Source organism: Candidatus Wallbacteria bacterium, from assembly GCA_028687545.1.
Taxonomy (GTDB): Bacteria; Muiribacteriota; JAQTZZ01; order JAQTZZ01; family JAQTZZ01; genus JAQTZZ01.
Window position 1 is genome coordinate 109,552 of sequence record JAQTZZ010000004.1, and the last position, 23,647, is coordinate 133,198.

21 protein-coding genes and 1 riboswitch are annotated in these 23,647 nt (G+C 50.5%); of the genes, 8 read left to right on the forward strand and 13 right to left on the reverse strand.

Annotated features, from left to right (window positions below; genetic code table 11):
* Positions 1–102: 102 nt before the first annotated feature.
* The 5 genes from PHW04_03050 to PHW04_03070 are packed head-to-tail and all read right to left on the reverse strand — an operon-like array spanning position 103 to position 6,912.
* Positions 103–1,872, reverse strand: coding sequence for a TIGR03960 family B12-binding radical SAM protein (locus tag PHW04_03050; protein ID MDD2714854.1), 1,770 nt, complete (start codon positions 1,870–1,872; stop codon positions 103–105).
* Positions 1,869–2,747 carry a tetratricopeptide repeat protein gene (locus PHW04_03055; protein MDD2714855.1) on the reverse strand — a complete coding sequence of 293 codons (879 nt, stop codon included), beginning with the start codon at positions 2,745–2,747 and terminating at the stop codon, positions 1,869–1,871. The genes PHW04_03050 and PHW04_03055 overlap by 4 nt, the downstream gene beginning before the upstream one ends.
* Positions 2,744–4,762, reverse strand: coding sequence for a tetratricopeptide repeat protein (locus tag PHW04_03060; protein ID MDD2714856.1), 2,019 nt, complete (start codon positions 4,760–4,762; stop codon positions 2,744–2,746). The genes PHW04_03055 and PHW04_03060 overlap by 4 nt, the downstream gene beginning before the upstream one ends.
* A complete protein-coding gene (locus PHW04_03065; GenBank protein ID MDD2714857.1) occupies positions 4,759–5,955 on the reverse strand; it encodes an NHL repeat-containing protein in 1,197 nt (398 codons plus the stop codon). Before PHW04_03065 ends, PHW04_03060 begins: the two co-directional genes overlap by 4 nt.
* A gap of 48 nt (positions 5,956–6,003) precedes the next feature.
* A complete protein-coding gene (locus PHW04_03070; protein ID MDD2714858.1) occupies positions 6,004–6,912 on the reverse strand; it encodes an endonuclease in 909 nt (302 codons plus the stop codon).
* A 265-nt stretch (positions 6,913–7,177) separates the two neighbouring features.
* Between PHW04_03070 and PHW04_03075 the strand changes: the two genes are divergently transcribed.
* Positions 7,178–7,933 carry a hypothetical protein gene (locus tag PHW04_03075; GenBank protein MDD2714859.1) on the forward strand — a complete coding sequence of 252 codons (756 nt, stop codon included), beginning with the start codon at positions 7,178–7,180 and terminating at the stop codon, positions 7,931–7,933.
* Positions 7,934–8,009: 76 nt separating this feature from the next.
* On the opposite strand, the gene PHW04_03080 is transcribed toward PHW04_03075, so the two are convergent.
* From PHW04_03080 to PHW04_03105, 6 genes are all read right to left on the reverse strand, one after another.
* Positions 8,010–8,642: a CPBP family intramembrane metalloprotease gene (locus PHW04_03080; protein MDD2714860.1), complete on the reverse strand. Its 633-nt coding sequence runs from the start codon at positions 8,640–8,642 to the stop codon at positions 8,010–8,012.
* Positions 8,635–10,023, reverse strand: a complete 1,389-nt coding sequence (locus PHW04_03085; protein MDD2714861.1) for an 8-oxoguanine deaminase — start codon at positions 10,021–10,023, stop codon at positions 8,635–8,637. Before PHW04_03085 ends, PHW04_03080 begins: the two co-directional genes overlap by 8 nt.
* A 64-nt stretch (positions 10,024–10,087) precedes the next feature.
* A complete protein-coding gene (locus tag PHW04_03090; protein ID MDD2714862.1) occupies positions 10,088–11,317 on the reverse strand; it encodes a hypothetical protein in 1,230 nt (409 codons plus the stop codon).
* Between the two features lie 15 nt (positions 11,318–11,332).
* A complete protein-coding gene (locus PHW04_03095) occupies positions 11,333–11,491 on the reverse strand; it encodes a DUF5989 family protein (GenBank protein ID MDD2714863.1) in 159 nt (52 codons plus the stop codon).
* An 8-nt stretch (positions 11,492–11,499) separates the two neighbouring features.
* Positions 11,500–11,925 (reverse strand): SxtJ family membrane protein, encoded by a 426-nt coding sequence (locus PHW04_03100; protein MDD2714864.1) that lies wholly within the window; start codon positions 11,923–11,925, stop codon positions 11,500–11,502.
* A complete protein-coding gene (locus PHW04_03105; GenBank protein ID MDD2714865.1) occupies positions 11,912–13,732 on the reverse strand; it encodes a carbamoyltransferase in 1,821 nt (606 codons plus the stop codon). The genes PHW04_03100 and PHW04_03105 overlap by 14 nt, the downstream gene beginning before the upstream one ends.
* A 126-nt stretch (positions 13,733–13,858) precedes the next feature.
* Between PHW04_03105 and kdsA the strand changes: the two genes are divergently transcribed.
* Genes kdsA through argS form a run of 4 tightly spaced genes read left to right on the forward strand, consistent with a single transcriptional unit; the run spans position 13,859 to position 17,906 of the window.
* Positions 13,859–14,692, forward strand: a complete 834-nt coding sequence (kdsA, locus tag PHW04_03110; GenBank protein ID MDD2714866.1) for a 3-deoxy-8-phosphooctulonate synthase — start codon at positions 13,859–13,861, stop codon at positions 14,690–14,692.
* Entirely contained in the window at positions 14,685–15,650 is a 966-nt protein-coding gene (locus PHW04_03115; GenBank protein MDD2714867.1) for a KpsF/GutQ family sugar-phosphate isomerase, read from the forward strand. The genes kdsA and PHW04_03115 overlap by 8 nt, the downstream gene beginning before the upstream one ends.
* Positions 15,651–15,666: 16 nt before the next feature.
* Positions 15,667–16,221: an HAD-IIIA family hydrolase gene (locus tag PHW04_03120; protein ID MDD2714868.1), complete on the forward strand. Its 555-nt coding sequence runs from the start codon at positions 15,667–15,669 to the stop codon at positions 16,219–16,221.
* Positions 16,218–17,906 carry an arginine--tRNA ligase gene (argS, locus tag PHW04_03125; GenBank protein ID MDD2714869.1) on the forward strand — a complete coding sequence of 563 codons (1,689 nt, stop codon included), beginning with the start codon at positions 16,218–16,220 and terminating at the stop codon, positions 17,904–17,906. Before PHW04_03120 ends, argS begins: the two co-directional genes overlap by 4 nt.
* Before the next feature lie 121 nt (positions 17,907–18,027).
* Here argS and PHW04_03130 read toward each other — a convergent pair whose 3' ends face one another.
* Positions 18,028–18,651, reverse strand: a complete 624-nt coding sequence (locus tag PHW04_03130) for a phosphatidylserine decarboxylase (GenBank protein ID MDD2714870.1) — start codon at positions 18,649–18,651, stop codon at positions 18,028–18,030.
* Positions 18,648–19,976, reverse strand: a complete 1,329-nt coding sequence (serS, locus tag PHW04_03135; protein ID MDD2714871.1) for a serine--tRNA ligase — start codon at positions 19,974–19,976, stop codon at positions 18,648–18,650. Before serS ends, PHW04_03130 begins: the two co-directional genes overlap by 4 nt.
* 453 nt (positions 19,977–20,429) lie before the next feature.
* A riboswitch (TPP riboswitch) is annotated at positions 20,430–20,548 on the forward strand.
* A gap of 35 nt (positions 20,549–20,583) precedes the next feature.
* On the opposite strand from serS, the gene PHW04_03140 reads away from it, so the two are divergent.
* The 3 genes from PHW04_03140 to thiC are packed head-to-tail and all read left to right on the forward strand — an operon-like array spanning position 20,584 to position 23,644.
* Positions 20,584–21,375 (forward strand): sulfide-dependent adenosine diphosphate thiazole synthase, encoded by a 792-nt coding sequence (locus PHW04_03140; GenBank protein MDD2714872.1) that lies wholly within the window; start codon positions 20,584–20,586, stop codon positions 21,373–21,375.
* On the forward strand, positions 21,376–22,380 hold the full coding sequence (gene thiE / locus PHW04_03145) for a thiamine phosphate synthase (GenBank protein MDD2714873.1): 1,005 nt from the start codon (positions 21,376–21,378) through the stop codon (positions 22,378–22,380).
* A complete protein-coding gene (thiC, locus tag PHW04_03150; protein ID MDD2714874.1) occupies positions 22,364–23,644 on the forward strand; it encodes a phosphomethylpyrimidine synthase ThiC in 1,281 nt (426 codons plus the stop codon). Before thiE ends, thiC begins: the two co-directional genes overlap by 17 nt.
* The last annotated feature ends 3 nt before the right edge of the window (positions 23,645–23,647 follow it).

Genomic DNA, 23,647 nt, shown 5'->3' on the forward strand with positions numbered 1-23,647 from the left:
AAGAACATTATAACCAATCTGATTTTCTATTTCATCTTGTGCGATTGACGCATACCTAAAAATCATAGATCTCTCTTTGTACTGGCGCTGCATGCTGCGCACCTACGGACAAACCCCGCACTGGCTGCATTTTTCTCCGCAGGACGGGCTTTCCTGGAATTGATAAGCCAGATTGCGCTCTGACAGAAGAAATTCTCGTGTCACTCCTGTCTCAACCTTTTCCCAGGGCAGGATTTCATCAAGGTTTCTCTCTCTGAGATACCATGCAGGATCCACGCCGCATTTATCAAAAGCTTCGCGCCAGATATCGGACCGGAAGTGATCGCCCCAGGAGTCGAGCCTGGCGCCTGCGAGGGCTGCTGCGATGATCACCTGCGACAGCCTGCGGTCGCCGCGGGACAGGATAGCTTCCAGCCAGGATGACTCGAAATCGTGATAACTCAGCTTGATGCATTTGTGATGCAGGCGGCTGGACAAAAGGGAGATTTTGGCTCTCAGCGAATCCAGGTTCGCGAAAGCTTCCCATTGGAAGGGAGTGTGAGGCTTGGGAACGAAATGAGAGACTGCCACGTTCAATTTGAATCTGTTTCCATGCTTTCTGACCCCCATTTCGAGGATCTTTCTGCAGAATTCCGCTGTAGCCAGCACGTCCTCGTCGGTTTCCGGGGAAAATCCCAGCATGAAATAGAGCTTGATCGTCTGCCAGCCCTCATTTATCAGGAGTTGTGCTGTGGAGAAAAGCTCCTCGTCGCTGACTTTTTTATTGATGAAACGCCTGAGCAGTGCTGATCCGGTTTCAGGGACAAGTGTGATTCCCGTTTTTTTCAGGCGGCTGATTTTTTTAAACAGCGGCAGGCTCTGGCTGTTGATCCGCAGGGAAGGAAGACTCAGAGTGATCTGCAGAGAGGAAAGAACAGGTACCAGTGCGTCAACGATCTCTGTGATCCTGCTGTGGCAGAAGCTGCTGAGCGAAGACAGGGACAGTTCTTCCCAGCCTGTGGCTTGCAGCATCTCTTTGGCTGCGCTGATCAGGGTAGCCGGATCTCTTTCCCTGCGCGGCCGGTAGATATACCCGGCCAGGCAGAAGCGGCAGCCGAAATCACAACCCCTCTGAATTTCCAGGATCGCCCTGTCATGCACGATGGAAACATAAGGAACCAGATCGCGGAGATTGAGCGGGGCTTTGTCCAGATCGGTGATCAGCACCCGTTTCGCACCGGTTTCAGATGAAACTTTGCAGATCAGCGGACCCTGGAATTCGAAATTGTATCTGCCGGGAAGATAAACACCATCCAGATTGCCGGCTTTTTGAAGAAATGCGGCCTTTTCTCTGCAGTTTTTGTAAAGCTCGATCATTTCCGGCAGAAACTGTTCAGCTTCGCCGATGAAAAAAAGATCAAAAATATCAGCCAGGGGTTCAGGGTTTACAGTGGAAGGGCCGCCTCCGATTATCAGCGGGAACTTATCCCCCCTGTCCTTACGCAGAGGTGGAATACCGGACAGATTGAGGATATGGATAATATTGGAATAAGTCAGTTCATGCTGGAGCGTGAATCCCAGAAAATCGAATTCAGCCAGAGGTTTCTGCGACCCCAGTGCAAAAAGAGGTTTTTTTTCAGCAGTCAGCAGGAGGCAGAGATCAAGGTCAGGCATGAAACAGCGGTCTGCGAAGACTTCCGGCAGAGAGCAGAGAATCGGGTATAGGATGCGGAGGCTTAAATTGGAAGCGCCTAATTCATAAAGATCGGGGAAAATCAGGCAGAAACGGATCGCATTCTCAAACGGTTTCCGGGAGATGTTCCATTCTCCTCCCGTATATCGACCGGGGTGGTTGACACGGCGCAGAAGGTCCTGCTGGTCATTCCCTGTCATGGATTTGATTCTTTGACGGTCTTCAACTGCTCCAGTTTTTTCTGGACATACTGGTTGCTGCTGTCGAGTGCCAGTGCCGCCTTGTAGTAGTATTTTGCCTTTTCCGCTTTGTTGTCGTTGGCATAGAGGTCAGCCAGGTTGAGATAAGCATCCTTGAGTCTGGGGTCTTTTTCGATTGCTTTCAGGTAAAGTTCTTCGGCCTTGGCATTGATGTTCTGATACTGGTAGATTGAACCAAGCCGGAAGTATGCTTCAGCATAGTCGGGAGCATATTGCAGGGCAAGTTTGATCCTGTCTATGGCTTGTGAAATGGCATTTTTTTCGTAATAAATCCAGCCCAGTGAGAGGAGGGCTTGAGGATTATCAGGTTCTTCCTTAAGGGAAGCCTCGTAATATTTTTGAGCCAGTTCCTTCTGGCCTGTCCGGTTGTATTGAGAGGCCAGTGCAAACAGGGCGGCTGGGTAATGAGGGTCCAGCTCAACGGTTCTCTGCAGTTCGGAAAGACCCCGCTCAGCGTTTCCAAGATGAAGCATGCAGATTCCCAGGTTGTAATGGGCATCCGGATATTCATCGCTGATTTTGATGGCCTTGAGAAAATAAGCGGCTGCCTCCTGCATTTTATCTTTCCTGGCCTCGATCAAGCCGAGTGCGTTGTAAGCTTTGAAATAATTCGGGTCGAGTTCCAGGGATCTCTTCAGGTAAGGCAGGGCTTCCTCATATTTTTCGTTGGAGGCGAGGGTGGCTCCGACATTGTAATTGGCCTCAGCACTGTTCCTGTATTCAGGGAGCAGGGCGAGTTTGTGGCGGGATTCACGCCGGCCGCAGCCGGAAACACACAGGCCTAAAATTATGATTACTGATAACAAGCGTTTCATTGGATGGCCTCCAGAATATTTTTCAGTTCAGTCCAGTCGGAGTCGAGGTCGGGCGGCATGGAGCTCAGCCGCTCAGTCTTTAAAATCCTGAGTGCCTGAGAATAATCTCCCAACTGAACATAGCAGTTGGCAAGATAAAAAGCAAGCTGTGGATTGTCCCTGGCGATTTTCCGGCAGGCTTCGAATTGTGTGCAGGCTTCTTTGAATTTATGGGATTTATAAACCGACAAAGCTGTGGAAAGCGGCTTTTCAATCGTGGCTGAAATGAGGGAGAGATCATTGTCCTGGCTTAGAAAATAGATCATGCCGGCTGAGATGGAAAAGGAGAGGATTTCCATTGTTTCAGAAATAAACAGGGGCTGGAATTTGCCGGAGACCGTGTCCAGGGCGAGGAGTGAGCCGGATTCCTTGATCCAGAGAAGGTTGTTCTGGTCGAATCCGGCGCTGGAGGGGGCGGTCAGGTTTCTGCCGAATGAAATTTTCCTCTGGAAGTCTCCCTGATTGTTGAATTGGAGCAAAGCTTCCGGATCCAGCACGAAAAGCTGGGACAAATTGTCGATTGCTATACTGAAGGCATTTCTGAAGAAACGCTCTCGCGGCTCCACATTGTCTGACAGGTTCCCCAGCTGGAAACCGAGGCTGCCCTGATCGCTGTATTTCAGGACCATCTGTTTTTCTTTGTTGAAAAGATACAGTGACTCGTCCGGCCCGATCAGCAGCTGATCGAGCTTTGAGAAAGGAAGCCGTGTGCTCTGGCCTGAAGGAGTGAACTGTTGATTCAGATACTTGGGTGTGATTTTCTCGATATTGCCGTTGTAGCGATTCACGAAGTACAGGTTGCCTTCAAGGTCGAAAGTCAGGTTGGAATCCTTGGCAAAGGAGGCCGAGTTGTCGAGGATACTCTGGACTATGTTCAGGGTGGCTTCGCTGATCACCTTAAGCAGCTGGGTATGGAGGTCGGCCATCAGGTAATTGCCTTCCGCATCCTTGAACAGCAGCAGGTCGTAATACTGGCTGATCAACTCGTAGTTTTTGATTTTCCGCCCCTCGCGGGAGTAAAGTTTCAGGCTGTTCCTGCCCTGGATCAGGAAATGGTTGTCATAAGTGGGAATGAAGTCGACGATTTCCTCACCGGGATTGATTGCCAGACTTTCGATCTGGCCGTTTTCCAGCAGATGAAAGATTTTGCCGCCGCTTTCGTAATAGAGGGAGGGGACTTTGGCCCGCTTGAGTCTGCTGATCTTAGCGTTGCGGGTGAGGAATTTCTTGCTCAGTTTGAGTTTCTGGTCGTAGCAAAGCAGGTTCCCTTCGCTCAGGAGGTAGATACCGGTTCCAGGGTCCACCAGGTATTTCTGATAAGAGGTTTCAATCTTGTTTGCCAGCTTGCCGTCGTTCTGAAAGAGCAGAATCTTGCCTGGATAGAAAAGGAGAATCCCTCCGTTTTCGAAGGTTTCAATGCCTGACAAACCATAGGTGGAACTTTCGAAGGACGAGATTTTTTTCCCGTTGAAATTGTAGTAAGTGATTTCCGGGAAATCATAATTATACTGGAAAATTCCTTGTTCGGTCAGGGACAGGCAGTGTCCGTTGTGATACTTGTCTTCGTTGAGCTGGCCGAGGAAATTCTTGCTGTGTTCGAGATCGAAGGACAATTTGACTATCTTGTTCTTGTTGGCATCGTTGAAATAGATGGAATCCCTGCCGATGGCGAAGTTGTTGATGGAAAGTTCCTGGTCTGAATAGGTGGAGAGCTTGCCTGTTTCGAGATTGTAGGATTTGATGTTCGAATGCAATCTGGAAAAAAAATAGGCGATCGGAGCATCCACGTAAAACGGAGAATCTTCCACATCGCCGCTCTTGATCGGAAGGGTGTGGCGGTCTGAAACTTTGATCTCAATGAACTCTTCCTGAAAGGGGTAGTTTTTATCCGCAAACTTGATCAGGTCGACAGCCTGCTTTTCCTTGCCGCAGCCAGTCAGAATCAGCAGCAGAAAAATTGCGGAAAAGATTCTCATCCTGGAGCCTTGGCTTCCGGGCTGAGCTTGATGGATGCGAAACCAGGCAGCAGATACAGCAGATGGCCCTGTGAATTGTCGGTGACTACCAGAAAATCGCCGTTCTGGATGATGCCGAAGAGTTCCCCGCAGTCCGGAATCGGGAATTCTCCGATCAGGTGAAGACATTTATCGAAAACTGCAATTCTGTCCCGCACAGTCAGCAGAATCAGGGATTCGAAAATGGAAACACCCCGACCTGTGCCGAAATTGTCGGGGAATTGACCCTGTGCCTGAAATCCGCCATTTTCGTCGAATTTCTGCAACCTGTGGTTACCGGAGTCGATCACAAAAAGGCTTTGATCGGCGGCGGCGATTGAGCAGGGGCGGATGAACTGCCCTGGAGCCTGTCCATAGTTCCCGATCTTCAGAAGCAGGTATCCGTTGGAGTCATACTTTTTCAGGCGGTGGTTTTCTGAGTCTACTACATAGAGGTTTTTCTGATCGTCAAGGGCGAGGTCCAGCGGGGTATCAAATTCGTTGCGGCCATTGCCGTATTTTCCGAAAAATCTCAGCATGTTGCCGAATCTGTCGAATTTGACGATCCTGTGGTTTTCCCGGTCAGCGATGAAAATTTCGGTGGCTACCGCGATCCCTTCAGGATGGTTGAATCTGGCCAGACTCCCTGAGTTGAAGATCTCATTCTCACTGCTTGCGATATCCGTGGCTACCCCGAAGCTGCCGAACTGGGAGACAAAGCTGCCGGACTGGTCGAAGACCTGAACTCTGTCGTTGCCTGTATCGGAAACATAGATCCGGCCGAGCTTATCCCGGGTCAGGTAAGTGGGATTGAGAAAGCAGCCGTTCTGAATCCCCCTTCCACCTACACTGTGGATCACTCTGCCTGGAGAGAAGATTGAAAACCGGGCCGGCAGGCTGGTTTTGATTTCCCGGGTGCCGGAGATGATAAAGCTCTCCACAGTCCCGGTTTCAAGTTGAACCGCATAGGGCTGGTCGGCATGGAACACCACTTCTGCCGATCCATTGCCTGGCAGGATTTTCATGGAAAAACCGAGACCTTCAGGTTTGATGATGGTTTCGCGGGTCAGGGTTAAATCGAGCGCGAATCTTTGAGACGGAATTTCAGCGGATTGAATGCTGAATTCCGAAAACAACAGCACCAAAAGAACAAGAAAGCCGACTTTTGTCCGCATGAGTCAATTTTAACGGGAAAACACAGCGGTTGTCAAAAGAAATTAAAGTTAAAAATCTGCGATTCTGGAAACAAATTCCGGGTGTACCACGAACGGGTTTCGGTTTTTCTGGTACTGGGCGATCTTAGCGTCGCGCTGAATTTCATAGTCATCCGGCGGATCCTGCTCGTTCCAGGCTTTTAGTATCTTTTCTTCCTGGTCGTCCACAGGTTTGTTGTATCTGATTGCAAAATAAAAGGTAGCTCTTGCGATATCGCCTTTTGAGCTATCCCTAGGTTCGAAAATGTGATTGGCGTATTTGCTGCCGCCCACGCTCCAGGTGGCCTGGGAATCAGGCACGATTCCGAATGGATAATTGGCGCGGACGTTATTGGCTTTGGAGTCAGTGGGCAGAAGATGATGCATATCTGATTTGGCGATCCCGGTAGCGCCTTCGGATTGTGGCCAGACGTGTTCAATGTTCATTACTGTGTCAGGGGGAAGGGTACTGGTTACGATTACCTGCTTGCCTTCGTAATAATCAGTCACAACGCTGTTGGTGTTATCAACTGTGGTGAAGATGATCTTGCGGGCATTTGTGTATGAAACTGAAGTGTAGCTGCGGCCGGTGATTTCGTTGAGTTTGCTTTTCAGGGCTTCGTCTTTGAGACCTGAGCATTCCGAAAATTCATCGCTTGTAACTGCAAGCGGTGTGCTGTCTATGGCTGCTCTGCTGGATTCAAGGGAAAAGAAAACCAGCTGATCGAGTTTTTCCTGAAGCGGAACTGTTTCTGAAAGCGTCAACTTTCCTGATTGAACAAGTAATTCCAGCTGAGAACTGATCTCAGTCTGGAGTTTCAGTTTGTAGCTATCGTTGAAAAATAGTGAGGGATCGGTTTTCGCTGCAGGGTCTGCATTGAGGGAGATTGAAATCAGGATCACTGCGATGATGGTTTTTACTTTGATACTCACAAACATACATTCTCCTTGATACTATAAACTTCATTACACCATACATAATTTTAATCCGGAAACAGACCAGAGTCAAGCAAAGCCGTGTTACAAATTGTTACAAATATGCATTCTAAAAACGATTGACCTGCAACCGATTACGACTATTCGAATTAAAACATTAATCCGAATGGATACGCGTTGCAGCATTTTGTAACTGGAATCTCAATCCCGAATCATAAATGATTGGAACAAGAAAAGGACAATAAGTCCAAAAAAAACTGGAGGAAAAATGAACAAATGGAGTCAGAAGGTGTTGTGCCTAATGCTGGGAGTGATCATGATGTCCGCTGGAATAGTCCATGCCGGGACTTTCACCAGCATAGTAAACGTCACTGTCTGGAAAACCGCGGCCCCGGCCGACACTACTTTCTACACCTATCTTCAGGGAACTTTCGACAGCGAGAAGCAGGCCCTGGAAGCAGCCAAAGCCAATACAGACGCTGCAGTGGATGCTGCAGTAACTCAGGCTATGGTATTGCTCAAGGCAGATGCCGCTGATCTGCAGTATTCTGTAACTTATGCTGCCTCTTTCAGAGCCCCCAAAGCCGCCAGAATGCCGAGCCATCAGCCCGGAGACACCTGGAACAACAACAATCAGCCGGTACATCAGCCGAGCGATAACTGGAATAACGAGCAGCAGCAGTGGGAAAACGGCATCAACCAGTTCCTGAACGGTACGGATGATCAGAACAACGGGAATTGTGGATTCAAATATGAATATCTGAAGGGCCTGTACGACACCGCCCAGCAGGCGCTGGCAGCAGCCGAAGCCAATCAGGCAGCTGCGATCGAAGCCGCCACTCCACAGGCAGTGAAGCAGCTTCACGCTACCGCAGACAAACTGACCTTCACCTGCGCATTCTCAGCAGTACCCAAGGGAACCCCTGACCTGATCCCGAACAATGGCATTAATGGCGGATATCACTATGTTTACAATCACGGGCCGTTCGCCAGCCTGGTGACTGTCTTTGCCAAACTGAAGTAATACTCAGTCCTCTCCTGAACTCAAAATACTTTTGAGACCCGCAAGGGTCTCTTTTTTTTGCTGACCACATCCTCAATCAAAGAAAAAAATAATTATAAATGATCCCGGTCAGGTTGACTGTCGCATGGGCGGCCAGGCAATATCCCAGGCCTTTCCTGATTCTGAAGTAGCCGAGCAGATAGCCCAGATAAAAAACCACCAGCAGCTGACGGAGCGAATAAGGATGGGTGATCGTGAAAATCAGTGCGCTGAGGATGATCGACAGCAGCGGTCTTTTGAACAATTCGTTCAGCGAGTCGATGATCAGACCTCGAAACAGAAGCTCTTCAGCCAGAGGTCCCAGCAGCACTCCCACGATCAGCATGAAGAGGAATTCCGCCGTTGTCTTCGGGATCAGGTAAGCCGGTTCAGGTTCCCGGAACAGGTGCTGGAGTATCAAAAAGGTTGAAACAGAGAACGTGAGCCAGCAGGTCAGATTGAAGAGCCGGCAGATCCTGATCCTGAACTGGGGAAGATATCTTGCCAAGTCACCACTGAATGAACAGAAAATGACAATGCAGAGGCTGCCTGACAGCGAGGAAATGAAATATGCATAAGTTCTGGTAATGCCGGGCAGGAAAAATCCAGGCAGACCTCCTGCCAGCAGGCATAAAAACCAAAGCAACAGCAGTAGAAGGGTCCTGGCCAGACAGTCATTCGAATTAGGCAAATTTGATCCCAGTATTCCGAGAGGCTTTTTCAATCATTTTTTCTGAGAGCCGGTTGGCTTTTTTCGTGACAGAGGCTTCCCTGATATTCACTAATTTTCCGTTTTCCACTACGATTTTCCCGTTGACTATGGTGTACCGCGCAACATGCGAAGCCCCGGCGAAGACCAGGGCTGCAACTGGATCGTTGCTCGACCCGGCATACCAGATCCTGTTCAGGTCGAAAGCCGCGAGGTCAGCGGCAGATCCTGGTTCCAGCCTTCCAAGTTCAGGCGACTGGAAAACTCCGGCCCCGCCTTGTGTGGCTATTTTCAAAGTGTCGTAAGCCGTGATCGAGTCCACACCCCATTTCACTCGATGCGAGAGCAGGCACTGGCGCAATTCACCAAGCATGTCCGAACTGTCGTTGCTGGCAGAACCGTCCACTGCCATGCTGACCGGGACACCGGCTTTCAGCATCTGAGGCACTGGTGCGATGCCTGAACCGAGGCGCATGTTGGAAGTGGGGCAGTGGGCTACTCCAGTGCCGGTTTTGGCCATTTTATTGATTTCCCTGTCATTAAGATGCACACAATGCGCGAACCAGACATCAGGACCAAGCCATCCTACGGATTCCATATAATCCACCGGACGTTTGCCGAATTTCTGCAGGCAGAACTGCTCTTCGTCGATGGTTTCGGCGATATGGGTGTGCAGTAAGACTTTTTTATGTTTGCGGGCGAATTCAGCCGTTTCTCTCAGGCTTCTGGTGGTGATGGAGAAGGGAGAACAGGGCGAGAGATTGATCCTGGTCATGGCGAAGGGTTTAGGATCGTGATATTTCCGGATCAGACGCGCGCAGTCAGCCAGGATAACTTCTTCAGTCTGGATCACATCATCAGGTGGAAGTCCGCCATCTTTTTTGGAGAGAGTCATGCTGCCGCGGGTTGGGTAAAAACGGATGCCGAGCTCTGCTGCGGCCTTGATTTCAGCATCGATCAGCTGCGGGCCGGCTTTCTTGGGAAACAGATAATGGTGATCTGTGGAGCAGGTGCAGCCGGTGAGGAGCAGTTCGCCGAGTCCGACTAATGCCCCGTAGTAAACGCTTTCCTCATCGATTTCCCGCCAGGCTTCATAGAGGTTGATCAGCCAGTCGAAAAGCTTGGAGTTCTGCACTAGCGGGATATTGCGGAACAGAGTCTGATAAAGATGATGATGGGTATTGATCATGCCAGGGATCACGACCAGGTTTTTTCCATTGATCACCCGCTCGACTGGGTCTGTGATTTCAGGAGCGATTTTCTTGATTTTATTTCCTTCGATCAGAATCGAATGGCCTGTGAGAATCTCATCTTTCTGATTCATGGTGACAATTTTCCAGGCGTTTTTTATCAGAATGCTCATCTCCCCTCCCCCAGGGCTTTATTGATAGTCAGTTTCATTAAATTTTAAATATTACAATCCACTACTATTTTACCAAGCCGCCCTCCCGAGCGCCATGGCTTGAAAAAATCAACTTCACACACAGGGTAAAAACCGCTATTTTCAGAAGAAACATCCATGCTGACGGTGGATTGGAGAGGAAAACAACGGAAGCAGCGGCTGCAGTGAGATACCACAGAAAAGGGCAGAGCGGAAAAAAATCAAAGTCCAGGCTGCGGAATTCCCAGGCAGCCAGCCAGGCGATTCTAACCAAAGACGAACAGAGCATGGATAGAATCGGAGCTTGCAGGCCGAAGGGGATGAAATGAAAGCCAAGGTAAATACAGAAAGCTCCTGCGATCATGTCTCCTGTTGCCACAATCAATTCCCTGTCAGGAGAATCTGCAGCCTCCGCCGTTTTCTGATAAAAAATCGAGAGCAGGAAAAAGGCCCCGAGCAGGGCGGTGATGGTTGAAGCGCTGGAATAATTCTCTGAAATCAGGCTGAAGAATTCGCCTGAAAACAGGATGATTGCGAGATGAACTGAAAAAAGCACAGGGAAGAGCTTGAATTGCCTGTCTGCTTTGATTTCCTGCATGACAGGCAGGATCCCCGCCAGCAGGAAAGCGCTGAAATAAATCCCGGTATTTTTCAGCGTCAGAAATCTGGAAACCAGAAGTATCCCGGAAAATGTCAGAGCCCAGTTCCCGAGCGCGCCAGGAAGTGCTGAAAATCGGGGGAACATCCCGATTTTTCCGAAGCGGAAACCGAGCAGACCGTGCCGGATGTAAACGAAAGCGGCACAGGCAGAAGAAAAAAGCGCAGCGCAGATTCCGCCGGCCAGCCAGGCATAAACACCCAGATTCCAGCCTGCCAGCAAAACAATAGTTACTGCTACTCCGGCAATCTTTCCCCAATGAAACGCGGATTGCCCGGATTTATCCAGCCTGGAAACCAAAGTTAAGATCGGAACAATGAAATAAAAGGCATACGGTAATGCCTGGATTTTCAGATATTTGGTGCCAAAGAATGAAAAAACAAAAGCCGCAAGAATCGCGCCTGAAATACCCCAAAACAGCCTGGACCAAAAACAGGTTGAAAATTCAGGCTTATTTTTTTCGGAGATTTCTAAGCCGGGCTGGCAGAACAATCCGGAAAGCAGAGCTGAGATGGAGTAAAAAACCGCGATCATCCCGAATTCCGCAGGCGACAGGTAGCGGATGTAAAAGGGAAGCAGAAAAAGGTCTGAAAACCAAAGGCCAGGGAAAGTTTTCAATTCTTTGATCCTTGTTTAGAACAATGTATAGATATATGGAGCCACAGCCGATCCCTGTGAAAGCGCGATCAGCACTCCCAGGAGCATCAGCATGCATACGATCGGCAGCAGCCAGTACTTCTTGCGCACCTTCAAGAAATCCCAGAATTCCAGGGCAATCGAAAATTTACTCATATTTCCCTCTAATACATTTTATCATAATTAACCGGGTTGTCCTTTTTTTCGATCCAGTAGCTTGAAGCTTTCAGGTCTCGCTTCAAGCTTAGCGGATCGCGGCCAGTGAATCTGGCGATGATCCCCAGCGGAGTGACTACGAGGAAAAAAATGAGGGTGAGAATCAGGCGGGAGATCAGCCAGCCGGCTGCCAGGGAAACTGTCATCCAGGCTTGATGGATGCCTGTCAAAGACAGGGGGGCGAGCAAACCGCAGAGCATCACAAGCATGCTCAGACTCTGGGTTACGATTGCAATTGCCTGATGGTGTCTGAAAAACAGCAGCCCGCTGACTATCATCAGGCCGCAGCCGATCAAAAGAGAGAAATTTCTCAGGGATTCGATTGAATTGTCCAGGGATAGAAGTTCCTTCCTGATTTCCTTAATCCAGTTCATAGACTGTTCTCCAGTCAAGGTTGTCTAAAAACTCCGGCTGAGATTCCTTGTAAAGCACGAAATTTTCCAGCACCAGCACGTCGATCCCTGAGCGCATGAAGCATTTATAAGCATCGAGCGGGGAGCAGACAATGGGTTCCCCGCGCAGATTGAAAGAAGTGTTGATTATCACCGGGCAGCCGGTTTTTTTGAAAAAGGCTGAAATCAGGGCATAGTAATCCGGATTGTCAAGCCTGTTCACGGTCTGGATCCTGGCGGAATAATCCAGATGAGTTACAGCCGGAATGCTTGACCTCACCGCATTCAGTTTGTCGATCCCCAAAAGTTTCTGTTCTGATTCGGTGATCCGACACCGCCTGCCCTGCAGTACATCTGCGGTCAGGAGCATATAGGGGCTTTCCCGGTCGAGATCAAACCAGTTGGAAGTCTCTTCGGCAAGCACTGAGGGAGCGAAAGGCCGGAATCCTTCCCGAAACTTGATTTTGAGATTCAATTTCTTCTGCATTTCAGGATTTCTGGAATCTGCGATGATGGAGCGGCTGCCAAGGGAACGCGGGCCGAATTCCATCCTGCCGTTGAACCAGCCGATCACCTTGCCCTGGATCAGCTGTTCGGAAATCAGGTCAGGCAGATCATTTCCCGCTGCAACATACGGGAGTTTGCGTTCGTCGAGAAATTTACGGATAAAGTCCTGACTATAGGCAGGACCGAGGTAGGATCCTTTCTGCAGATCCCCGTTCTTTGCCGGGGCCGGCAGCCCCAGGTAATGATGGTGAGCAAGAAAAGCCGCTCCCAGCGCTCCGCCGGCATCACCGGCAGCAGGCTGTATCCAGATGTCATCGAAAATACGGGAGCGGAGCAGTTTCCCGTTGGCCACGCAGTTCAGGGCTACGCCGCCTGCGAGGCAGAGCTGCTTCTCCCTTGTCGATTTTTTGACATGCCTGGCCATCCTCAGCATGATTTCCTCTGTGACTTCCTGGATCGAGCGGGCCAGGTCCATCTCCCGCTGAGTGATTTCCGCTTCCGGCTGCCTGGGTTTTCCCCCGAAAAGAGAAGCGAATTTAGCGTTTGTCATGGTGAGCCCGCTGCAATAATCAAAATATTCCATGTTCAGTCTGAACGAGCCGTCTTCTTTCAGGTCCAGCAGATGATCGTAAATCTGTTTTACAAATTTCGGTTCCCCGAAAGGAGCCAGTCCCATGATCTTGTATTCTCCTGAATTCACCTTGAAGCCGCTGAAAAATGTGAAAGCTGAATAAAGGAGCCCCAGGGAATGGGGAAAATGCTGTTCAGACAGGATTTTCAGGCGGTTGCCTTCGCCGGTCCCGAATGCGCTGCTGGCCCATTCGCCGACCCCGTCCACAGTCAGAAAGGCCGCCCGTTCGAAAGGGGAGGGGAAAAACGCGGAAGCCGCGTGTGACTCGTGATGCTCGGCGAAGAGAATCCTTCCGCAGTATCCAGTTTCCCTGCGGATCAGGTCAGACAGCCACAGTTTCTTTGAGATCCATGGTGGAATTGAGGTCAGGAATGAAGCTAGTCCGGCGGGAGCGAAGCAGAGGTAAGTTTCCAGCAGCCGTTCAAATTTGACGAACGGTTTGTCGTAAAACGCGATGGATTCAAGTTCAGCCGGAAGGATGCCGGCTTCAGAAAGGCAGTATTGGATCGCATTTTTCGGGAAATCATGATGATGCTTGATCCGGGTGAAGCGCTCTTCCTGGGCTGCAGCCACAATCTTTCCGTCAGCCAGCAGGCAGGCGGCAGAATCATGGTAAAATGCGGAAATTCCCAGTATGTATTTATTGATCATTTGATAAGTAATTTATCAAAATCAGGCCGGAATTCAAAAGTTTCTCCAATCTGCCAGTTGAATTTTCCGACCAGGATGGGATAAAATTGGTCCTGCTGATAACACGAAAAGGGAGTTTTGCCGAAGGTGCCACTAAAAAAAATTTCAATTTCCACAAAAGTACGGATCGGGATCGGGGAACCGCTGACACTGATTGCCGGACCCTGTGTGATCGAACCGGATGAATTGATTCTCAGGACTGTGGGACTGGAGCTCAAGAAAATCTGCCAGGATCTGGGGATCAACTTCATTTTCAAAACTTCATACGACAAGGCTAACCGTTCCGCCGGTGATGCCTATCGGGGACCGGGTCTGGAAAAATCACTGCCCATCCTGGAGAAACTGAAGAAGGAACTGGAAGTTCCGCTGCTGATAGATATCCATCAGCCGTCTGAAGCGAAAATAATCGCAGCCGTGGCTGATGTACTGCAGATCCCGGCGTTTCTATGCCGCCAGACCGACCTGCTTACTGCCGCCGCGGAGACGGGCAAAGTCGTGAATCTCAAAAAAGGGCAATTCCTGGCCCCCTCGGATGTCAGGCATGCGGTGAAAAAAATCGAAGCCTGCGGAAACCAGCGGATTCTGCTTACTGAACGGGGCGCAAGTTTCGGCTATCATAACCTGGTAGTGGACATGCGCTCGTTTGAAATCATGAAAAAAACCGGATATCCAGTGATTTTCGACGCCACACACAGCGTGCAGCTGCCTGGCGCAGGTGAGTCAGGGACCGCAGGTGAACGTGAATACATCCCGCTGCTCGCGAAAGCAGCCCTGGCTGCAGGAGCCAATGCCCTGTTCATGGAAGTCCATCCCGAACCTGACAAAGCCCTCTGCGACGCATCCAACCAGTTCAGGTTGAGTGAAATGGATAAGTTGTTAAGAAAACTCACGGAGATATACAGGGTGGTAAACAGTGATTGAGCTGGCAAAATCAGTACTGGAAAGCGAATCGCAGGCCATTCTGCGGCTACGCGGTTTCCTGGACGGCAGATTCAATGAAGCGGTCAAAATGATCGACGGATGTGAGGGCACCCTGATCGTCTCTGGAATGGGGAAATCAGGATTAATCGGCCGCAAGATATCTGCAACCTTCGCGTCCCTGGGAGTTTCTTCGGCTTTCATGCACCCCGCCGAAGCCATTCATGGCGACCTGGGAATGATCCGTGAGAAAGACGTGATCCTGGCGCTTTCCAACAGCGGAGAGACACAGGAAGTGATCCGGCTGGTGCCTTTCATCCGCAGACTTGGCGGCAGAATCATCTCGCTGGTCGGCAATCTGGATTCATTTCTTTCCAGAAATTCGGATCTGGCGATTTACTGCGGCGTGGAAAAGGAAGCCTGCCCGCTCAATCTGGCGCCCACTTCATCCACTACCGCCATGCTGGCCATGGGTGACGCCCTGGCGATCGCAGTGGCACGGGTCAGAAACGTCCAGGAGCAGGATTTCGCCAAGTTCCATCCAGGCGGAAGCCTGGGCCAGAAACTGCTGAACCGGGTGCGCGATGTGATGCATACAGGTGACCGCATACCACGCGTAAAATCCAGTCAGCCCCTCTCTGATGCGCTGATTGAGATAACCAACAAAGGTTTCGGATTCACGCTGGTGACTGAAGGAGCGGATCTTCTGGCTGGAATTCTCACTGACGGCGACCTCCGGCGCATCCTGCAGAGCGGAAAATTCGAACTGTCAATGCCGGTTTCCGGATACATGTCCAGAAAACCCAAGAGTATCAAAGGTGAAACTCTGATCGCAGACGCCCTGGAGATGATGGAAAAGTTTTCCATCACTGCCCTGGTCGTTGTCGAGAGAGACACTCCGGAAGGGATAGTGCACCTGCACGACCTGCTGGGGCGGGGGAATATCAGGATTGAATTGTAAAATGTAAAGGTGGAGAATGAAGCCTTCCGGCATGGCAGCAAAATACAAGAAAATCAAAGCCCTGATTCTGGATGTGGACGGGGTTCTCACGGACGGATTACTGTATTTCAGCGATGCCGGTGAGTCGTTCAAGGCTTTCAACGTTCAGGACGGGCTCGGCATAGCAGTCTGGCGCTCAGCCGGATACAAAGTTTTCATCATCACCGGAAGAAAATCCCGGATCGTCAAGCGCAGAGCGGATGATCTTCAGATCGACGGAGTATTCCAGGGTGTCGGCAACAAACTGGAAGCACTCAAACTGATCTGCCGGCAGCACGAACTCAACCTTCAGGAACTCGCCTATGTCGGAGACGATCTGAATGACCTGTCTGCCCTCCTCTGCTGCGGCGTCTCGCTGGCCCCGCGCCAGGCTGTCCCGGAAGTCAAAAACCGTGTGGATCATGTGCTGGCCCGTGCAGGCGGGTCTGGAGCCGTACGCGAAGCCATCGAGCTGATTCTGAAAAAAAAGGGAACCTGGGACAAAGTGCTGGAGCATTTTGAAACCGGGCCGGAAGAGAGGACTGGGAAGTGATCGATCTGCTGACTGAAATATACGGCTGTTTGATTAAACAGCTCCCCCCAGGGCTTGACCCTGCCGTGATCTGTGAAATACCCAAGGCTGAGTTCGGAGATCTGGCAATCCCATGCTTCGTGATGGCCAGAGAACAGAAAAGAAAACCTCAGGAAATAGCTCAGGATCTGATGTCCAGAATGACGACCGATCCCGATATTATGAATTTATGCACCCTGTCCGTTTCCGGCGGATACTTGAATTTCCGTTTTAACGATCTCGTACTTTCCAGGGCGATGATGGAGCAGAACAGGCGTGGCACTGAAATAGGTTTTCTGCCACAGAACGGGCAGCGGGTGGTGATCGATTTTTCCTCACCCAATATTGCCAAGCCTTTCAGTATCGGGCATCTCCGCTCCACTTCGATCGGCAACTCCCTTTCCAGGATAATGACTGCTTCCGGATATGAGGTGATAGGAATCAACCATCTCGGGGACTGGGGAACTCAATTCGGCAAGATGATCTGGGCCTTTCGCAGATGGGGCGACGGGCAAAGACTGGAAACAGAGGGAATCAGATATCTGCTCGAACTTTATGTTAAATTCCATTCAGAAGCCGAACTGGATACCTCGCTTGAAGAAGGAGCCAGGGAAGAATTCAGGAAACTCGAAAACAATGATCCGGATAACCGGATGCTCTGGAAAAAATTCATTGAGATCTCGCTTTCCGAATTCAGGCGCATCTATCAGCGGCTGGGGGTTGAATTCAGCTATTATCTCGGCGAGAGTTTCTATGAGGACAAACTCGCTTCAACAGTGCACAGGCTCGAGGAGCAGGGAATCCTGGTAGAAAGCGAGGGCGCCCTGGTGGTGATGCTGGACGACAAGAATCTGCCGCCGGCCCTGATTAAAAAGAGCGACGGGACCACTCTCTATCTTACCCGCGACCTGGCTTCAGCGCTTTACAGGCACGAATTTCTGCAGGCCGACAAACTGGTCTATGTGGTTGGTTCAGAGCAGAAGATGCATTTTCAGCAACTCAAAGAAGTGATCAGGAAGCTTGGCTGCGACTGGGCCGATCAGGTGGTGCATGTAGACTTCGGACTGTTCCGCTTTGCCGGGGAAAAAATGTCCACCCGCAAAGGCAATGTGATCTTCATGGACGAAGTGATGAATGAAGCGAAGGAAACAGTGCTTCAAATAATAGAGGAAAAAAATCCGAATCTTCCTGACAAAGAGGAGATCGCCGAATCAGTCGGTACTGGAGCGATCATCTTCGGCGACCTGGTCAACGAGCGGATCAAGAATGTGGTGTTCACCTGGGAGAAAATGCTGAATTTTGAAGGCGAGACCGGTCCTTACGTCCAGTATGCCCAGGCACGCTGCCGGAGCATTCTGAGAAAGGCCGGCACCTTCGAGAAGGGTGTGCTGCCTGATCAAATCAATGAATACGAACGGGAACTGTTAAGAGAGATTTTTCTATATACTTTAAAAATCAGCAAGGCTGCCCTGCATTACAAGCCCCACTTCATCGCAGAGGCCGTGATCCTGATCTCCAGAGCCCTGAATCGATTTTATGCCAACTGCCCTGTAATCAAATCAGAAGGCAGATCACGCGATTTCAGGCTGGAACTGATCGAACTGACTGCGAATGCTCTCAAGGGCGGGTTGTATCTTTTAGGCATCAGGGCTCCGGAAGAAATGTAGCAGGCTGTTGAAAAACGCCCATTTGCTTCGTTGTTTAGAGGCTCTTACAAATTGTTTGTTAGAGCCTCTTATGTCTTGCATCTGGTCGTTTTTGAGCAGCCTGTCTATGAAATGACTTAAATTACTTGGTTTCCGCTTGAACAGCGACCGGGGTCAGGCCGGCCCTGACATGTTCCCCTTCGAACACGACCAGGGAAAAATGCTTGGGCACTGTCAGCTGGCAGCCTGAACCGAATTTGATCATCCCGATTTTCTGCCCCTGGCGGATTTCTTCACCCTGGCTTACCCAGCAGACTATCTTGCGGGCGAGGATTCCGGAGATCTGCCTGACAGTAATGGAAAAATTTTCGTTCTTGATCACTGTAGTGTTACTCTCATTCTGTTCGAGAGCTTCCTTTTTAAAGGCCGGCAGGCATTTTCCAGGGACATAGTTTAAGGATTCGACCTGGCCTCTGCAGGGAGCGCGGTTGATGTGCACATCGAACGGGGACATGAAAATGTGCACCAGCCAGCCGTCATCCTGCTCTTTGATCATTGTGATTCTGCCGTCAGCCGGGGAGTAAAGGATATTGTCGTCTGCAAGGGTTTTGCGTTTGGGATCGCGGAAAAAATACAGAATGAAGATGGCGATCAGCCCAAAGATATTTCTGAAAATAAGGCTGAGCCTGGATTTTCCGAAAGCGGACAGGAACAGGAATCCCGCAATCAGAGGCAGGGAAAGTTTGATCCCTTCGCGGTTGATCATCGCTGCCTCTTGATCAGGTCTTTGCCAAGATACGGCCTTAAAACTTCAGGGACTGAGATCGATCCGTCTTCCTGCTGGAAGTTTTCCATCACTGCGATCAGGGTACGGCCGACGGCCAGTCCGGATCCATTGAGAGTATGCACGAATTCCAGCTTTCCGGTGGATTCCCTGCGGAAGCGGATATTGGCGCGCCTGGCCTGGAAGTCGCCGAAATTGCTGCAGGACGAGATTTCACGGAAGCGTTTTTCTGAAGGCAGCCAGACTTCGATGTCATAGCATTTCTCCGCGGAAAACCCCATGTCGCGCGAGCAGAGCAGAGAAACTCTGTAAGGGATCTGGAGCTTTCTGAGTATTTCCTCTGCATCGCTGAGCAGGCTTTGATGCTCTTCTTCGGATTTTTCAGGCAGGGTGAACTTGACCAGTTCCACTTTATTGAACTGATGCTGCCTGATCAGGCCCTTCATATCTTTGCCATATGAACCTGCTTCGCTTCTGAAGCACGGAGTATAGGCGCAGTATCTGATCGGAAGCTGCGAACCTTCCAGAATTTCATCGCGGTGGAAATTGGTGACCGGCACTTCCGCCGTGGGAGCGAGATAGAGATCCCATTTTTCGCATTTGAAGGCATCCTCCGCAAATTTCGGCAGCTGGCCTGTGCCGAACATCGATGAACCGTTGATGAGGAACGGTGGCAGGGTAAGGCGATAGCCTTTGCTCATCTGCTGGTCGAGCATGAAGCGCATCAGCGACCATTCCAGCAGCGCCAGATCGTCGAACAGGATGGAAAAACGGGAGCCTGAAATCTTGCCGGCCCGGTCAAAATCCATCATGCCGAGCTTTCCGCCCAGTTCATAGTGGGGCAGGGGCTCGAATTGAAAGACTGCAGGCGTGCCATGGCTCCTGACGATCTGATTGAAAGACTCGTCGTCGCCTGGTGGAACGTCCGCAGCTGGAATGTTTGGGGTGCTCACCAGCAGGGTGTTAAGATTCTCCTCAGTCACCCGCAGCTCATCGGTTTTCTGTTTTTCCTCTTCACCCAGTCCCTGCATTTTCCCTATGATCGGAGCAGTGTCGCGTCCTTCTTTCTTGCACTTTCCGATTTCCTTGCTGGCCTCGTTTTTCAAGCGCTTGATCTCTTCCACCCTGTAGAGAAGGTCGCGCCTTTTTTTGTCCAGATCCATGATCAATTCAAGCAGCGGGACCTTGATTTCAGGTGCAAGCGAGAGAGCTTCAGCGACCGGGATTTTCTCTTCATACAGGCCACGCTTGAGCCAGCCCAGCTTGAAACGCTCGGGGTTTTCCCTGATATCTTTGAAAGAATGCATGGCAGACCTCTTTACAGTAATTAAGATAATCTTACCAGACCAGGCGAAATGGAAGCAACTGTGGCAAACAGAAGTGAACAGTGAATAGTGATCGGTGATTAGTACGGAATATCTTTTCCATTCACTAATCACTAGAGCCCATTTCATAAGTCTGCATCAGTCGCGTTCGGAGCTCCAAGGTTCAAAAGCTAGGCGCGGTGAGGAAGGAAATGTGGTGCATTTACGACGAGCCGCAACGAAGCTTTTGAATTTTGCAGCCCGAACCCGGAGGGTTGCCAGCACCAGACTGCGCATTTCTTCGTTATCCGGTCTTGATGATGCGCCGCATCAACTGCGACCGGATGGCCTCGAACTGCTTGTCTGTGCAAGGCAACGCGACGATGCAGACTTATGAAATGAGCTCTAATCACCAGTCACTTCTCGTTTGCATTAATCTGCTGGTATCAATATCATAACTTTCAGCAGGGGTGTTCTGATCCGGCTTCGGCCGGGCAGGACTGAGAGTGTCGTAAGACCAACCCTAAGAACCTGATCTGGATAATACCAGCGTAGGGAGCATGATCCATCAATTTCTTCATGCTCTCCTTCGCAAATCGAAGGAGGCTCCATGTTAAAAGAATCTCTGATCAGCAAGGCAATCATTTCCCGCTATTTCCAGAAGCTGCAGAACTGCCTGGAACTGGATGTGGCGATCGCAGGAGGAGGGCCATCCGGCCTGGTTGCAGCCAGATATCTGGCTGAAAGCGGACTGAAAACCGCTCTGTTCGAAAAAAAGCTCTCTGTCGGAGGCGGCATCTGGGGTGGAGGAATGCTGTTCAACGAGATTGTGGTGGGAGATGAAGGAAAAAACATCCTGGAATCAATGGGAGTAACCACAGAGCGATATCAAGCCGGATATCATACTGCCGACTCAGTGGAAGCCACAGCGGCCCTGGTATTTCAGGCCAGGAAGGCCGGGGCCTTTATTTTCAACACAATTGCCGTGGAAGATCTGATTGTCAGGCACGGCAGGGTCTGCGGCTTTGTGATCAACTGGACTCCTGTGGAAATGACCGGGCTGCATGTGGATCCGCTGGCAGTCGAAGCGAAAATCTGCCTGGAAGCTACCGGGCATCCGCTGGAGATCCTGCAGACGCTTGTCCGGAAAAACGACCTGAAGCTCAATACTCCTACCGGCAAAGTGATGGGCGAGCGCTCGATGGAAGCTGAGTCAGCTGAAGCCCTGGTGGTGGAACATACCGGCGAAATCTTCCCAGGTCTTTTTGTTTCCGGGATGGCAGCCAGCGCGGCCTATGGAGCTCCCAGGATGGGGCCGATTTTCGGCGGGATGCTGCAATCCGGGAAAAAGGTGGCTGAATTGATCATCCGCGAGCTGAAAGGGAAAAAAATGGAGGTTTGATTGCTGCAGATCATAGACGCAAATCTGAATCGGCTTCAGGAAGGGTTACGGGTGATTGAAGAATATTACAGATTCCTGGCTCCTTGTGATGCCGCAGGAGGGGAACTGTACCGGCTGAGGCACAGAGTGGCTGTTCAGGCTGAAAAAATCGGATTTTTACCTGCCAGGAACACCCAGCTTGATCCTGGGAAAAATAGATCAGGAGGCAATCGAAAAAGCCTGGCCAGGGTTGTGACCGCCAATTTCAAACGCTGTCAGGAAGCAGCCAGAGTACTGGAAGAATATTGCAAAGTCTGCTCCTGCAACAGTGGATTCTGGCAGAAAATACGCTTCAGCCTTTACGAAATTGAATCGGGTTTCAGGGTAAAAACTTTGATCGACAGGGAGCTGTATCTGATCCTGACCCCGAAGTACTGCAGGGAAGAACCTGAACTGATTGCAGAAAAAGCCTGCCGCGCAGGAGTTGAAATCATTCAATTCAGGCCTAAGCACTGGCCTGATGCCCGCGCCCTGGAGTCTGCCGTCAGAATCAGAAAAATCACTGAAGCATATGGAGTGACTTTTCTGATCAATGACCGGCCGGATCTGGCGATGCTCTCCTGCGCTGATGGAGTGCATCTTGGCCAGGACGACATTCCTGCTGCCGAAGCCAGGAAAATGCTTGGTTATTCCAGGATAATCGGGTTATCAGTCCACAGCATCGCTCAATTGAAATCTGCAGGGGGGGAAGCCGATTACCTGGCTCTGGGACCGGTATTTTCCTGCCTGAGTAAAGAAAAGGCTGAGCCGATTGTCGGACTGCAGGCATTAAATGAAGCAGGGAAACTGGATTTAACTGTTCCCTTGTTTGCAGTCGGAGGAATTTCTGAGCGAAATTTTGAAGAGATTTACAGCCTGGGTCAATTCAGGCTGGCATTCATGACTGCTCTCAGCATGAACATAGATCCTGTGAAATGCATCAGGAAAATTCGAAAAATAAGGAGAAAGTATGAAAGCAAAAGATAATTCGCAGGAAAATGCCCTGAAAAAGATCGCCGTGAAAGAGAATCTTGATTTTCAGACCTTGAAAATGAATTTTCTGGCTGGATCAGTAGTTTATCTGAAAAACCGCCAGCGGCAGATTGAACCTGTGGGAATCGGAAAAAATCTTCCGACCAGGGTTAATGTCAATCTGGGCACTTCCGGAGACCTGAATTGCATTGAAGACGAGTTTTTGAAGCTGGAAGTATGTGAAAAATACGGCGCTGATGCCGTAATGGATCTTTCCACAGCAGGAGACTTGAAAAAAATCAGGCAAGAGATTCTGAAGCGGTCCTCGATCCCTTTAGGGACAGTGCCGATTTATGAGGCATATCTAAAGGCACAAAAAAAGTACGGAGATTTTGCCCTGATGCAGGCGGCTGAAATGCTTGACATTGTAGCCGGCCAGGCCGATGAAGGTGTGGATTTCATGACCGTTCACGCTGGCGTGACGCTGGAAACTGTCAGAAAACTCGAGCTAAAGAGGCGGCTTTTGGGGATCGTCAGCCGCGGAGGCAGTTTTCTGTCGTACTGGATGTCCAAAAACAATGCTGAAAACCCTTTTCTGACTCATTTTGACGAACTGCTGGAGATCATGGCCGGCCGGAATGTAGTGCTAAGCCTGGGCGACGGGTTGAGACCAGGCTGCATTTTCGACGCCACCGACAGGTCCCAGATTTCAGAACTTCTGCTGATGGGGGAACTCAGGGACAGGGCCATCGGGAAAGGAGTGCAGGTGATGATCGAAGGGCCGGGGCATGTCCCGCGCTCTGAAATTAAAGCCAACATGGAACTTGAAAAGAAACTCTGTGGAGGCGCGCCGTTCTATGTGCTTGGTCCGATACCGGCCGATGTCGCCCCCGGTTACGACCATATCTGCGCAGCTGTGGGAGGAGCTCTCGCGGCTGCGGCTGGAGCGGATTTTCTCTGCTGTGTCACTCCTGCGGAGCACCTGAGGCTGCCTGACCTTGGCGACATCCGCGAAGGATTGATGGCTGCAAGGATCGCGGCACAGATCGGAGACCTGGAGAAGGGTGTCCGGAAAGCCTGGGATAGGAATCTCATGATGGATCAGGCCAGAGCGGCATTTGACTGGAAAAAACAGGAGAAATTCGCCCTTGATCCTGTGAAGTTCAGGGATTACCGTGAAAGCGTGCAGCTTGCCGACCGCGAGACCTGTTCGATGTGCGGTGAACTCTGCGCGCTGAAGATATATGGAAAATCAGGCGGAACAAAAAATAAGATCTGATAT

Coding starts and splice junctions, on each gene's coding strand:
- PHW04_03130 (MDD2714870.1), bottom strand. CDS start 18,651: ATGATCAACCGCGAAGGGATCAAACTTTCCCTGCCTCTGATTGCGGGA.
- PHW04_03055 (MDD2714855.1), bottom strand. CDS start 2,747: ATGAAACGCTTGTTATCAGTAATCATAATTTTAGGCCTGTGTGTTTCC.
- PHW04_03060 (MDD2714856.1), bottom strand. CDS start 4,762: ATGAGAATCTTTTCCGCAATTTTTCTGCTGCTGATTCTGACTGGCTGC.
- PHW04_03100 (MDD2714864.1), bottom strand. CDS start 11,925: ATGAACTGGATTAAGGAAATCAGGAAGGAACTTCTATCCCTGGACAAT.
- PHW04_03085 (MDD2714861.1), bottom strand. CDS start 10,023: ATGAGCATTCTGATAAAAAACGCCTGGAAAATTGTCACCATGAATCAG.
- PHW04_03095 (MDD2714863.1), bottom strand. CDS start 11,491: ATGAGTAAATTTTCGATTGCCCTGGAATTCTGGGATTTCTTGAAGGTG.
- thiC (MDD2714874.1), top strand. CDS start 22,364: ATGAAAGCAAAAGATAATTCGCAGGAAAATGCCCTGAAAAAGATCGCC.
- serS (MDD2714871.1), bottom strand. CDS start 19,976: ATGCATTCTTTCAAAGATATCAGGGAAAACCCCGAGCGTTTCAAGCTG.
- PHW04_03120 (MDD2714868.1), top strand. CDS start 15,667: ATGAAGCCTTCCGGCATGGCAGCAAAATACAAGAAAATCAAAGCCCTG.
- PHW04_03065 (MDD2714857.1), bottom strand. CDS start 5,955: ATGCGGACAAAAGTCGGCTTTCTTGTTCTTTTGGTGCTGTTGTTTTCG.
- PHW04_03075 (MDD2714859.1), top strand. CDS start 7,178: ATGAACAAATGGAGTCAGAAGGTGTTGTGCCTAATGCTGGGAGTGATC.
- PHW04_03070 (MDD2714858.1), bottom strand. CDS start 6,912: ATGTTTGTGAGTATCAAAGTAAAAACCATCATCGCAGTGATCCTGATT.
- PHW04_03140 (MDD2714872.1), top strand. CDS start 20,584: ATGTTAAAAGAATCTCTGATCAGCAAGGCAATCATTTCCCGCTATTTC.
- PHW04_03050 (MDD2714854.1), bottom strand. CDS start 1,872: ATGACAGGGAATGACCAGCAGGACCTTCTGCGCCGTGTCAACCACCCC.
- PHW04_03105 (MDD2714865.1), bottom strand. CDS start 13,732: ATGATCAATAAATACATACTGGGAATTTCCGCATTTTACCATGATTCT.